This is a genomic window from Pseudomonas sp. GM21 (assembly GCF_000282215.1).
Classification (GTDB): domain Bacteria; phylum Pseudomonadota; class Gammaproteobacteria; order Pseudomonadales; family Pseudomonadaceae; genus Aquipseudomonas.
In genome coordinates this window covers 1-12402 of sequence record NZ_AKJS01000142.1, presented here as the reverse complement: position 1 = coordinate 12402, position 12402 = coordinate 1, and the positions used below count along the sequence as shown (strand labels likewise).

Genomic DNA, 12402 nt, shown 5'->3' with positions numbered 1-12402 from the left:
CGAGCAGGCTCGCTCCCACAGGAGATCTACTGACACCGGAGATCCAATGTGGGAGCGAGCCTGCTCGCGATGGCGGCATAAGAAACACCACAGACTTCATGTCCAACGGAATACCTTATGACCCCAATCGTCTCTTTGAATGTCGAAGCCGGCCTGCAAGCCGAACAGGATCTGTTGGCGTCGGTCTGTGCCGGCGACTCAGAGTTCGGTCTGCTGTTTTGGCAGCCAAGCGATCGTGCCTTGGTGATGCCGCGCCGCTTGAACCGCCTACCCGGTTTCGACGCTGCCTGCGAAGTCTCAGCCGCTGCCGGTTGGCCTGTGCTGTTGCGTGAAACCGGCGGCGAACCGGTGCCGCAATCGGCATCAACCATCAACATCGCACTGGTCTACGCACCGCCGCGTACTGAAGGCGACCAGAACCGTATCGAAACAGCCTATCGCCGACTCTGTGATCCGATCTGCCAGTTGCTGGATGAGCTCGGCGGTGTGTCGTCCCTCGGCGAAATCGAGGGCGCATTCTGCGATGGCCGTTTCAACGTCAACCTGGACGGCCGCAAGATGGTCGGCACCGCTCAGCGCTGGCGCCAAAGCAAGGGCGGTACGCGTCCGGTCGGGTTGGTTCACGGTGCGTTGTTGCTGGATAACGAGCGCGATTCGATGGTCGCGGCGGTCAATCGCTTCAATGAAGCCTGCGGTCTGGAACAGCGCGTTCGCGCCGAAAGCCACATCGCCCTGCATGAGAAGTTCGCCGCGCCCGATGCCCTCGGGCGGCTCGATACGCTTTATCGCCAGTTGCTGGCAGACATGTTCCACGCTTAGCGCGTACCGAAGACCACCATGGTCTTGCCTTTGACGTCCACCAGGTTGCGTTCTTCGAGATCCTTGAGCACGCGACCGACCATTTCACGCGAGCAGCCGACAATCCGGCCGATTTCCTGACGGGTCACTTTGATCTGCATGCCGTCCGGGTGGGTCATCGCGTCCGGCTGCTTGCACAGTTCCAGCAGGCAACGGGCAACGCGACCTGTCACGTCGAAGAACGCCAGATCACCGACCTTGCGTGTGGTGTTGCGCAGACGCTGTGCGATTTGTCCGCTGAGGACGTAAAGAATGTCTGGATCCTGCAGGGACAGTTCACGGAATTTCGCGTAGCTGATTTCCGCGACCTCGCATTCGATCTTCGCGCGCACCCAGGCGCTGCGTGCCTGTTCCTGGCCGGCCTGTTCGAACAGGCCCAACTCCCCGAAAAAATCCCCGGCGTTCAGGTAGGAGATGATCATTTCGCGACCGTCGTCATCCTCGATCAGGATCGTGACCGAGCCTTTGATAATGAAGAACAGTGTTTCCGAGCGATCGCCCGCGCAAATAATGTTGCTCTTGGCCGCATAGCGACGGCGCTGGCAATGCATCAACAGCTTGTCGAGGTTTTTGATTTTGGGTACTGGGGTAATAGCAACCATGGTTGTATCCCGAAAAGACTTCGCGGTGTGTATTGGTTTTCTGATGAGTCGCCGACAACGGTCAATGCAAAGCTGGCCATGCGCCAGTGGATTGGCGCCAGCTTAACAGACACTTCCTTGAAGATTTGAGAATTTACCTACGACGTAGACACTTGCGTCTTAGGAAGGTCAGACGCTGTCGATCAAGGCCCCTGTGCTAAGCTGGCGACCCTTTTTTAGACAGTGGAGTCTTGGCGATGAAGGCACGCATCCAATGGGCTGGCGAAGCCATGTTCCTCGGTGAATCCGGCAGCGGTCACGTAGTGGTCATGGACGGTCCGCCCGATGCCGGCGGTCGCAACCTGGGTGTCAGGCCGATGGAAATGCTCCTGCTCGGTGTTGGCGGTTGCAGTAATTTCGACGTGGTCAGCATCCTCAAGAAGTCCCGTCAGGCTGTCGAAAGCTGCGAAGCCTTCCTCGAAGCCGAGCGTGCGACCGAGGACCCTAAAGTCTTCACCAAAATTCACATGCACTTCGTGGTCAAGGGCCGTGGGCTGAAAGAAGCCCAGGTCAAACGGGCCATCGAGTTGTCGGCAGAGAAGTACTGCTCGGCCTCGATCATGCTGGGTGCGGCAGGCGTGGCGATCACCCACGATTACGAGATCATCGAACTCGGTTGAGCCAGGCACAAAAAAGGCGACTCCCTCACGGCAGTCGCCTTTTTTATTGCTCAACGGTCAGATCCGATAAGTACTCTTGGTCATCACCTTGGCCAACAGACTCATCCCGAACTTCACCGGCGCCGGAAAACGGAACCCTCCGGCATCCAGCGCACTTTCCGCGTGCTGTTCTTCATCAATACGCATCTGCTCAAGAATCGCCCGGGACTTTTCGTCCTCGACCGGCAATTGCTCAAGGTGTTCATTCAAGTGCTTGCACACTTGATGTTCGGTGGCGGCAACAAACCCCAGGCTGACTTTGTCGCTGATCAGCCCGGCCACCGCGCCAATCCCGAACGACATGCCATAAAACAGCGGATTGAGAATGCTGGTGTGACTGCCCAACTGATGAATGCGTTGCTCGCACCAGACCAGATGGTCGATTTCTTCTTCGGCAGCATGCTCCATGGCCGCACGTACATGCGGGAGCCTGGCGGTCAGGGCTTGCCCTTGATACAGCGCTTGAGCACAGACTTCGCCGGTATGGTTGATGCGCATCAGGCCGGCAACGTGCCGGGTGTCCTCATCGCTCAATGTCGCATCGGGCTGGACGATGGCCGGCGACGGACGGTAGGGCTGGCCGCTGGAAGGCAGCAGGGTGCGCATGGCGGCGTCGGCTTGCAGCAGAAGACGGTCAATCGGCGAGTAGTGACGTTGGGTAGTCATGCTGACCTCCGGGAAAAATCTCGGCGGCCAGTTTAACCCAATCGGCCGGGGAAGGTTTGAGCTGGGTCATGGGGGAGTGGCTGGCCACTCCCTTGGTGCAATGTGCAATCAGCCCGGTGGCCAATGCATCTGGCGCTGACCGAGCACGTGCATATGAATGTGATAGACAGTCTGCCCACCTTCCTCATTACAGTTCATGACAACGCGGAAGCCTTTTTCGCAACCCAGTTCCAGCGCCAGACGCTGCGCGGTGAACAGAATATGCCCGGCCAGCGCCTTGTCTTCCTCGGTAAGGTCGTTGAGGGTGCGCACGGGTTTCTTCGGGATCACCAGAAAATGCACGGGTGCCTGTGGGGCGATATCGTGGAAGGCCAGTACCTGGTCGTCCTCGTAAATGATCTTCGCCGGGATTTCCCGGTTGATGATCTTGGTGAACAGAGTATCCACAGCTGTTTTCTCCGTTGTTTTGGCTGGCGTGAGTGTACTCATGGGGGATGCCCGCGCCCAGCGTTTTACCGCAGGACGCATTTAGCGCGGGCAGTAAACCTTGTTGACCATGCCCGCGATTGTCCGGTTTAACCAGCGAGAACCGAACCGCGGCAGAAAGGCCCGCCAACGGTTGCTTCGGCCCGGAATAATGATCGCGCGATTTTTCTCCAGGGCCCGCACGGTATACAGCGCCACTTCTTCGGGGCTCATCAGCATTTTGCTGTCGGCCAGTTTGCTTGTGTCCAACTGCGCGGTGCGAAAAAAACCGGTGCGCGTCGGGCCGGGGCAGAGCACCGAGACCTTGACTGCACATTTCTTCAACTCGACACGCAAACCTTCGGAAAAATGCAGCACATACGCTTTGCTCGCGTAGTAAGTGCTCATCCACGGGCCGGGAATAAATGCGGCGACCGAGGCTACATTGAGGATTTGCCCGCCACCCTGCAACGCCATGCTGTTTCCAATGGCATGGCAGAGTCGGGTGAGTGCCAGAATGTTCACTTCGATCAGGTCCTGCTCGGTCATCCAGTCTTGAGCGAGAAAGGGACCGCAGGTGCCTATTCCAGCGCAGTTCACCAGCAGATCAATCTGACGGTCACCTTCCTCCAGTTCCAGCAGAAACCCCGACAGCCGCAGCGGCTCGCCGAGGTCACAGGCACGGAAAAGCACCTCCACGCCAAAACGTTGAGTCAGTTCAATCGCAATACTTTCCAGCTGATCACGCTGTCGGGCCACCAGAATAAGGCTGCGGCCGCGCCGGGCCAGCGCTTCGGCCATCGCCAGGCCGATGCCGCTGGAAGCGCCGGTGATCAGAGTGTAACGGGTCATGCAGTTCTCCATCGCAACAGCTCCGCGCCGCGACGCAGGTGTCACGGGCGGGGAGCGCTGTTTATTCTTTCGCAGAGTCTACAGGGGACGGGGCTTCTTCGGCTTCATCGTCTGCAGAATCCGGTGCGGTATCGATGACTTCGGCCGGCTCGACGTCCATCTCGTCATTCGTCACCGAGCCGCTGTCATAGCTGCTTTCAGTAGCGCTTTCATACTCTTGCTGAATCACAGTAAAACCGCCGGACAGCGCCGCCACGAAGACGATGGCGATAAACACCACCCACAACGAAGACAGGACTTTGACGGCGGTGCTGTTTGGCGGTGGCGGCGGGCCGTAGCGATTGGCGATGTTGGAGCCGGGGATGACCATGATCACGAACGGAAAGAGGCTGCCCACGAACGGGACGAAGTTCAATAGCCAAAGCCATCCGGACCAGCCGATGTCGTGCAAGCGCTGCACGCTGATCTGAATGCTGACCACCACGATCCCGATGAACAGGATCAGCGCCACCAGTCCACCGACAATCAGACCGGCACTCGAGTCTGCGCTGATCAGGGCAACGGCGAAAACGGCGAGTGCCGATCCGACACCCAGCATCACAAGGGTCAGGACCATCGTCCACGCCAGATAACGCAAACGGCCGATACGCCCTTCGACGCTGAACGGTTTGAGTGTGGAGAACGCGGGCAGGTTTTCACCGACGCTGGCCTGCGGCGGAGCGTAAGGGGACACCGGGTCGTGGAAGACCGGTTGAGCCTTGGCGGGAAGGTGTTCCTGAGCGTCGGTCAAGCTCAGCTCCATGGGCGATTCGCTTTCGATCCGCGCATTGATGCCGGTTTTCGTCAGTGCCTGAAGGTAGGATTGCGCCTCGACTTGTGACAGACCTTGCTTGAGCGTGACAGTCTTGCCCGAGAACAGCCGTTCGACCGCAGCGACTTTGCTTTTGTACAGCGCGGCGAGATTCTGTTTGGCAGTAGTCAGCTCAACACCGGGCAGCAGAGCGCCGTCGAATACGATCTTGAAACGGTTTTCGCTCATTGCGAGGCATCCTTGTCGCGAGTGATTGAATTAGAAAATCTTGCGGGCATGGATGGAGTGTAGGGCCAGCCGGAAGGGGCTGGCCAAAACTTTTATCTCAGCGCGGCCAGCGTTTTGGCAACTGTGCCGCCAGTTCCAGTGCCTTTCGATATTCCGCGTCCAGACGGGCGAGCAATTGATCGACACTCGGCAAATCATCGATTTCCCCGACGCCCTGGCCCGCAGACCACACGGTTTTCCAAGCCTTGGCTTCATCGCTGATCGGTTTGAGTTTAGAACCGAAGTTGACCTCAGCCTTGTTTTGCAGGGCTGCCATATCGAAACCGGCGGCTTCCAGGCTTTGACGCATGAAACTTGCCGGTACGCCGGACACCGCCGGCGTATGGACAATGTCCGCCGCCCGGGAAGTCAGCAACATCTCTTTGTAGGCGTCAGGCGCATGACTTTCAGTGGTGCCGATAAATCGCGTTCCGAAGTAGGCCAAATCCGCACCGAGTAGTTGCGCGGCAAGAATCTCATGGCCATGGTTCAGGCAGCCGGCAAGCAGCAGGGTTTTGTCGAAGAACTGACGAATTTCTGCGATCAGCGAGAACGGGCTCCAGGTACCGGCGTGCCCACCGGCGCCCGCGGCCACTGCAATCAAGCCATCCACACCGGCCTCGGCGGCTTTTTCCGCATGACGGCGAGTCGTCACGTCGTGGAACACCAGGCCGCCATAGCTATGCACGGCGTCGACCACTTCTTTCACGGCCCCCAGGCTTGTGATCACAATCGGCACTTTGTGCTCGATGCAGATCTCCAGGTCCGCTTGCAGGCGCGGATTGCTGTTGTGGACGATCAGGTTGACCGCATAAGGCGCCGGATTCTCCAGTGTTGCCAAGCCTGCTTCGATCTCTTCCAGCCAAGCCTTGAAGCCGCTGCTCTCGCGCTGGTTCAACGCGGGGAAACTGCCGACCACGCCATTACGGCAGCAGGCGAGCACCAATTGCGGATTGGAAATCAGGAACATTGGCGCAGCCACCACGGGCAGACGCAAACGTTGTTCGAGCAGTGCGGGCAGCGACATTGGAGGTACCCCGGTGAGTTGTGCTTATTGACGTTAGAACGGCCGAACCACGACCAGAATTACGATAGCCAGCAATATCAGAACCGGGACTTCATTGAACCAGCGATAAAAGACATGGCTGCGGGTGTTTTCGCCACGGGCAAAACGCTTCACCTGTGCGCCGCACATGTGGTGGTAGCCAATCAGGATCACAACCAGCGTCAGTTTGGCGTGAATCCATCCACCCTGACTGAAGATGCTCGGGTTGAGGCCGATCAGCGCGATGCCGAAAATCAGGGTGGCGATCATCGCCGGGCCCATGATGCCGCGGTACAGCTTGCGCTCCATGATACTGAAGCGTTCCTTGCTGACGGTGTCTTCACTTTGCGCGTGATAAACGAACAGGCGCGGCAGGTAGAACAGGCCGGCAAACCAGCAGACCATGCTGACGATGTGAAGCGCTTTGAGCCACAGATAAAGCATTTTTGGTTATTCCCAGGTTCACGGTAGTCCGGATAGTAGAGGCTTGAGCGTCCGCACGTCACCTTGCCGGTTGTCGCAGAACGATACGCACCCTATTATCGACGGCTTTCCAGTGGGTTCGTTGAGGGCAGTTTTATGGTCAAGGTCGGTATCGTCGGCGGCACGGGTTACACCGGTGTCGAACTGCTGCGTCTGTTGGCACAGCATCCGCAAGCTGAAGTGGTAGTGATCACTTCCCGATCCGAGGCGGGCCTGGCCGTTGCCGACATGTACCCGAACCTGCGAGGCCATTACGACGGCCTGGCCTTTAGTGTTCCGGACATCAAGACGCTGGGCGCCTGTGATGTGGTGTTCTTCGCCACCCCACACGGTGTTGCCCATGCGCTGGCCGGCGAACTGTTGGCGGCCGGGACCAAGGTCATCGACCTGTCGGCTGACTTCCGTCTGCAAGACGCCGCGGAGTGGGCCAAGTGGTACGGTCAACCGCACGGTGCGCCGGAACTGCTGGAAGAAGCGGTCTACGGCTTGCCGGAAGTCAATCGCGAGCAAATCAAGGATGCTCGCCTGATCGCCGTTCCGGGTTGCTACCCGACCGCTACACAATTGGGTTTCCTGCCTTTGCTCGAAGCCGGCCTGGCCGACACCACTCGTTTGATCGCTGACTGCAAATCCGGCGTCAGCGGTGCCGGGCGTGGCGCCTCTGTAGGATCGCTGTACTCCGAGACGTCGGAAAGCATGAAAGCCTACTCGGTCAAGGGTCACCGTCACTTGCCGGAAATCCGCCAGGGGCTGCGTCGCGCCGCGGGCAAGGATGTCGGTTTGACCTTCGTTCCGCACCTGACACCAATGATCCGTGGCATTCACTCGACGCTTTACGCGACCGTCGTGGATCGCTCGGTCGATCTGCAGGCACTCTTTGAAAAGCGTTATGCCAACGAACCGTTCGTCGATGTAATGCCCACCGGCAGCCATCCGGAAACACGTAGCGTGCGCGGTGCCAACGTGTGCCGTATCGCCGTGCATCGCCCGCAAGATGGAGATCTGGTGGTGGTGTTGTCGGTGATCGACAACCTGGTCAAAGGGGCGTCGGGTCAGGCGGTGCAGAACATGAACATCCTGTTTGGTCTGGATGAGCGCTTGGGCTTGTCCCACGCGGGTATGTTGCCTTAAAGAGCAGCTACAAGCTTCAAGTTGTAAGCCGCAAGCTTGAAGCTAACAACTTGAAGCTTGCAGCTGCTCCTCAAATAGTTGACCGATTTTCTAGGACAAGCGGATAATGCGCGTCATCACGCATTATGGCGGCGTAACGCCGGGAGATAGTCAGCATGAGCGTCGAATCCTTCACCCCCACGGCTTTGCAATTCACCCACGGTGCCGCGCACAAGGTGAAGAGCCTGGTCGATGAAGAGGGGAATGATCGCTTGAAGCTGCGCGTATTCGTTACGGGCGGCGGTTGTTCAGGTTTTCAGTATGGCTTTACCTTCGATGAAGAAGTGGCCGATGACGACACCATCGTCGAGCGCGAAGGCGTGAGCCTGGTCGTGGATCCGATGAGTTTCCAGTACCTGGCAGGTGCCGAGGTGGATTATCAGGAAGGTCTGGAAGGTTCGCGCTTCGTGATCAAGAACCCGAACGCCAGCACAACCTGTGGTTGCGGCTCTTCGTTCTCGATCTGATCGCATTTTCAGCGCAATGCAAAACGCCGCAGAACCTTTTGGGTTGTGCGGCGTTTTGCTGTCTGATGTTTACGCGGGGTAGATAGCGCCAAGTACGCGCAGGCCGCGGGCGCCGGTGACGCTGGGGCGATTGGCAGCGATGCCTTCGAGACAGCAATGGGCCAGCCAGGCGAACGCCATGGCTTCAACCCAGTCGGGGTCCACACCATGCGTGGCGGTGCTGCTGATTTGCGCATTAGGCAGCAACTCGGCCAAGCGCTTCATCAGCGTAACGTTGTGTGCGCCACCGCCACAGACCAGCAATTCCTGAGTGTCCGATTGAGCGTGTTGCAGTGACTCGACGATGGTCAGCGCGGTGAGTTCAAGCAGGGTCGATTGCACGTCTTCGGCAGCGAAGGCCGGTAGTTTCGCGAGGTGCTGTGTCAGCCATGGCAGGTTAAACACTTCGCGGCCGGTGCTTTTGGGGCCTTTGGTCACGAAGAAGGGATCACTCAGTAGTTCATTCAGCAATACCTGTTGGACATTGCCGCTGGCAGCCCATTGGCCGTCGCGGTCAAAGTTGTCGCCGCGCTGTTGATGGATCCAGGCATCCAGCAGCACATTACCCGGACCGCAGTCGAAACCCGCAACGGGTTTGCCGGGTTCGATCAGGCTGAGATTGCTGAACCCACCAACGTTCAAGACCGCGCGATGACCGGCGCGCTCATCAAACAAGGCTTCGTGGAAGGCTGGAACCAGTGGCGCACCTTGCCCGCCAGCCGCTACATCACGGCTGCGGAAATCGCTGACTACGGTAATGCCGGTCAACTCGGTCAGCAGGGCTGGGTTGCCGATCTGCACCGTGAAACCGCGCGCCGGCTCGTGGCGAATGGTCTGGCCGTGGCTGCCAATCGCGCGAACGTCTTCGGGCTTCAGGTTTTGTTGTTTAAGCAAGGTATGAATGCCCTGGGCGGCCAGTTTTACCCAGTTTTGTTGGGCGATGGCTGAGCGGGCAATCTCGTCCGGGCCGCTGGCGCACAAGCCAAGCAGCTCATTGCGTAGGGATTCGGGCATGGGAATGTAGTGCGTGGCAATCAACTTGATCGCCGGGGAGAGCTCGACCAGCGCGATGTCCAGGCCATCGAGACTGGTTCCGGACATCACACCTATATAGAGCGTCATGGCTTAGCGCTTGCTCGAAGCCAGCAGGGTGGATTTCTCTTGATCCATGCGTGCCATCAGCGGTTGGCTCTGCGCAAGGAAGCGTGCGCGCTCGGCTTTGGAAATTGGATCAGCCATCGCCACCTTCTGGCCTAGTGGGTCGACGTGCACGCCATTGACCTGGAACTCGTAGTGCAGATGCGGACCGGTGGAGAGCCCGGTGGTGCCGATATAACCGATCACCTGGCCTTGTTTCACAGAGCCGCCGGTCTTTACGCCTTTGGCGAAGCCTTGCATGTGGCCATACAGCGTGGTGTAGGTGGCGCCGTGCTGGATGATTACGGTATTGCCGTAGCCACCGCGGCGACCGGCCAGCAATACTTTTCCGTCACCCGCAGCCTTGATCGGTGTGCCCCGTGGTGCTGCGTAGTCGACGCCTTTGTGGGCGCGGATCTTGTTCAGGATTGGGTGCTTGCGCCCCATGGAGAATTTCGAACTGATGCGGGCAAAGTCAACCGGCGTGCGGATGAATGCTTTACGCATGCTGTTGCCTTCAGCGGTGTAGTAACTGGCGTTGCCTTGCTTGTTGGTATAACGCACGGCGGTATAGGTCTTGCCGCGGTTGGTGAACCGCGCGGAGAGTATCGGCCCGTTGCCGACAGCCTTGCCGTTGACGACTTTCTGCTCGTAGATCACATCGAACTCGTCACCCTGGCGAATATCCTGGGCGAAGTCGACGTCGTAGCCAAACACGCTGGCCATGTCCATGGCCTGGCTGTGGGAGAGCCCGGCGCGAGCGGCGGATTGCGATAGCGAACTGTTGATCACGCCATGAACATAGGCTGAGCGCACGGTAGGTTTGGCGGTGACGCGGTTGAACACATAACCCTTGTCATTCTTGGTCAGGGTAATGCTTTCGAGGTCGTTGAGCTTGCTGTGCAGGTTGGTCAGTTGGCCTTCGGGGTTTAGTTCGAATTCGAGCTTCTGGCCGCGTTTAAGCTGGCTGAACTGTTTGGCTTGTTTGTCGCTGGCCAGAATTTCATGCACCGATGTGGCCGGGAGGCCGACTTTTTCAAACAGCGTGGACAGCGTATCGCCTTTGGAAACGATCACTTCCCTGTGGCTTGAAGGCTTCTTTTCTTCGACCACCGGCTCGGCTTGAGCGGTCTCCTGCGGTTCTTCGGTGCTGTTTTCGATTTGCGCGAAAGGGGTGACTACAGGCTCATTTGTGGCTTGAGCGGCGTCAGCAGCGTCTTGGTCTTGTGACAATTGTTCGGCAGGGCTTTCAAGTTCAAGACTCAGGGTTGTCCTTTTGGCTTCAACATCGCTGGAAGGGAATACCAGAAGCGCCAGGCTCAGCAGGGCGGCGATGCCACTTGCTGCGAGGAGGTGGGTCTTCGGGTAAAGCGGCGGCGCTTTAGACGATTCTTTGGTCATAAGTGATTTTTTGACTTTGAAAAAGATGAATTGGAAAAGATGAATGACATGATGAAGATGAAATAACTGTATAAAATATAACCAAATCATCTCTGAAGCAAGTCCGCGGACACTCTGCCAGCGGATTGGCGTCATTGCGCCGGCCAAACTTTGTATTTGACGCGTGATCTTGTATGGTTGGTCCCCTTTGAATTCGAGCCTTGCGGGTCTGTTATGAAGTCGGTTGAAGAGCAGCTAGCGCTGATTAAACGTGGTGCGGAAGAACTGTTGGTTGAGTCCGAGCTGATCGAGAAGCTCAAGCGTGGCCAACCGCTACGTATTAAGGCTGGCTTCGATCCGACCGCGCCGGATTTGCACCTGGGTCACACCGTGCTTATTAATAAGCTGCGTCAGTTCCAGGAGCTGGGGCATCAAGTGATCTTCCTGATAGGGGACTTCACCGGGATGATCGGTGACCCGAGTGGCAAGAGTGCAACTCGTCCGCCGCTCACCCGTGAGCAGGTTCTCGAGAATGCCGAGACCTACAAGACTCAAGTCTTCAAGATTCTTGATCCGGCAAAAACCGAAGTTGCGTTCAACTCCACCTGGATGGACCAGATGGCGCCGGCAGACTTCATTCGCCTGACTTCCCAGTACACGGTTGCTCGCATGCTCGAGCGCGACGACTTCGACAAGCGCTACACCACCAATCAGCCAATCGCTATTCACGAGTTCCTCTATCCGCTGGTGCAGGGTTACGACTCGGTGGCGTTGCGCGCGGATGTTGAGTTGGGCGGTACCGATCAGAAGTTCAACCTGTTAATGGGGCGCGAGCTGCAGCGCGGGTACGGCCAAGAGCCGCAGTGCATTCTGACCATGCCGTTGCTCGAAGGCCTGGATGGGGTGAAGAAGATGTCCAAGTCCTTGGGCAACTACGTCGGTATCCAGGAAGCACCGGGTGTCATGTACAGCAAGCTGGTTTCCATTCCGGATGCGTTGATGTGGCGCTACTTCGAACTGCTCAGCTTTCTCTCCATGGATGAGATCGATGCATTCCGTGCGGATGTCGAGGCTGGTGCAAACCCGCGTGACATCAAAATCAAACTGGCAGAAGAGATCGTTGCGCGTTTCCATGGCGAGGAGGCTGCGGCCAGTGCTCACCGCGGGGCGGGTAATCGTATGAAAGAAGGCGAGCTGCCAGATGATCTGCCGGAAATCGAATTGACTGCTGCCGAAGATATGCCGATTGCGGCTGTTCTTAATAAGGCCGGGCTGGTGAAGAATTCGGCAGTGGCGCGTGACCTGCTGAACTCTGGCGGCGTACGTATAGATGGTGAAGTGGTCGATCGCACCTTTATATACGTACTGGGTGCGACGCACGTTTGCCAGGCCGGTAAGAAGTCATTTGCGCGTATTACATTGAAATCCGAGTAAAGCTGCAATCAATGCTTGACGGCAGATT

General features: G+C 57.8%; 14 protein-coding genes. 5 read left to right on the top strand and 9 right to left on the bottom strand.

Annotation, left to right across the window (positions count from 1 at the left end; translation table 11 throughout):
* Window positions 1-117: 117 nt before the first annotated feature.
* On the top strand, window positions 118-819 hold the full coding sequence (locus PMI22_RS06260; RefSeq protein WP_007947978.1) for a lipoate--protein ligase family protein: 702 nt from the start codon (window positions 118-120) through the stop codon (window positions 817-819).
* On the opposite strand, the gene crp is transcribed toward PMI22_RS06260, so the two are convergent.
* Window positions 816-1460: a cAMP-activated global transcriptional regulator CRP gene (crp, locus tag PMI22_RS06265; RefSeq protein WP_007947977.1), complete on the bottom strand. Its 645-nt coding sequence runs from the start codon at window positions 1458-1460 to the stop codon at window positions 816-818. The genes PMI22_RS06260 and crp overlap by 4 nt on opposite strands.
* Before the next feature lie 236 nt (window positions 1461-1696).
* Here crp and PMI22_RS06270 point away from each other — a divergent pair, with 236 nt between their 5' ends.
* Window positions 1697-2119: an OsmC family protein gene (locus PMI22_RS06270; RefSeq protein WP_007941657.1), complete on the top strand. Its 423-nt coding sequence runs from the start codon at window positions 1697-1699 to the stop codon at window positions 2117-2119.
* Between the two features lie 57 nt (window positions 2120-2176).
* Here PMI22_RS06270 and coq7 read toward each other — a convergent pair whose 3' ends face one another.
* The 6 genes from coq7 to hemJ form a co-directional block, all read right to left on the bottom strand.
* Complete coding sequence (gene coq7, locus PMI22_RS06275; RefSeq protein WP_007947976.1) at window positions 2177-2824, bottom strand: 2-polyprenyl-3-methyl-6-methoxy-1,4-benzoquinone monooxygenase; 648 nt, start codon at window positions 2822-2824, stop codon at window positions 2177-2179.
* A gap of 108 nt (window positions 2825-2932) precedes the next feature.
* Window positions 2933-3271, bottom strand: coding sequence for a histidine triad nucleotide-binding protein (locus PMI22_RS06280; RefSeq protein ID WP_007947975.1), 339 nt, complete (start codon window positions 3269-3271; stop codon window positions 2933-2935).
* Between the two features lie 81 nt (window positions 3272-3352).
* Window positions 3353-4141 (bottom strand): SDR family NAD(P)-dependent oxidoreductase, encoded by a 789-nt coding sequence (locus PMI22_RS06285; protein ID WP_033049586.1) that lies wholly within the window; start codon window positions 4139-4141, stop codon window positions 3353-3355.
* A 61-nt stretch (window positions 4142-4202) separates the two neighbouring features.
* Window positions 4203-5180, bottom strand: coding sequence for a DUF805 domain-containing protein (locus tag PMI22_RS06290; protein ID WP_007947973.1), 978 nt, complete (start codon window positions 5178-5180; stop codon window positions 4203-4205).
* A gap of 97 nt (window positions 5181-5277) precedes the next feature.
* On the bottom strand, window positions 5278-6246 hold the full coding sequence (locus PMI22_RS06295; RefSeq protein WP_007947972.1) for an NAD(P)H-dependent flavin oxidoreductase: 969 nt from the start codon (window positions 6244-6246) through the stop codon (window positions 5278-5280).
* 33 nt (window positions 6247-6279) lie between these two features.
* The gene (gene hemJ, locus PMI22_RS06300) at window positions 6280-6708 is read right to left on the bottom strand and encodes a protoporphyrinogen oxidase HemJ (RefSeq protein ID WP_007947971.1); all 429 of its coding nucleotides are present in this window, start codon (window positions 6706-6708) and stop codon (window positions 6280-6282) included.
* A gap of 135 nt (window positions 6709-6843) precedes the next feature.
* Here hemJ and argC point away from each other — a divergent pair, with 135 nt between their 5' ends.
* Window positions 6844-7878 (top strand): N-acetyl-gamma-glutamyl-phosphate reductase, encoded by a 1035-nt coding sequence (gene argC, locus PMI22_RS06305; protein ID WP_007947970.1) that lies wholly within the window; start codon window positions 6844-6846, stop codon window positions 7876-7878.
* A 155-nt stretch (window positions 7879-8033) separates the two neighbouring features.
* Window positions 8034-8384 (top strand): iron-sulfur cluster insertion protein ErpA, encoded by a 351-nt coding sequence (gene erpA / locus PMI22_RS06310; RefSeq protein ID WP_007947969.1) that lies wholly within the window; start codon window positions 8034-8036, stop codon window positions 8382-8384.
* Window positions 8385-8453: 69 nt separating this feature from the next.
* On the opposite strand, the gene PMI22_RS06315 is transcribed toward erpA, so the two are convergent.
* The gene (locus tag PMI22_RS06315) at window positions 8454-9545 is read right to left on the bottom strand and encodes an anhydro-N-acetylmuramic acid kinase (RefSeq protein WP_007947968.1); all 1092 of its coding nucleotides are present in this window, start codon (window positions 9543-9545) and stop codon (window positions 8454-8456) included.
* 3 nt (window positions 9546-9548) lie between these two features.
* Window positions 9549-10961 (bottom strand): peptidoglycan DD-metalloendopeptidase family protein, encoded by a 1413-nt coding sequence (locus PMI22_RS06320; protein WP_007947967.1) that lies wholly within the window; start codon window positions 10959-10961, stop codon window positions 9549-9551.
* 213 nt (window positions 10962-11174) lie between these two features.
* Here PMI22_RS06320 and tyrS point away from each other — a divergent pair, with 213 nt between their 5' ends.
* Window positions 11175-12374, top strand: coding sequence for a tyrosine--tRNA ligase (tyrS, locus tag PMI22_RS06325; RefSeq protein ID WP_007947965.1), 1200 nt, complete (start codon window positions 11175-11177; stop codon window positions 12372-12374).
* Window positions 12375-12402 lie beyond the last annotated feature (28 nt).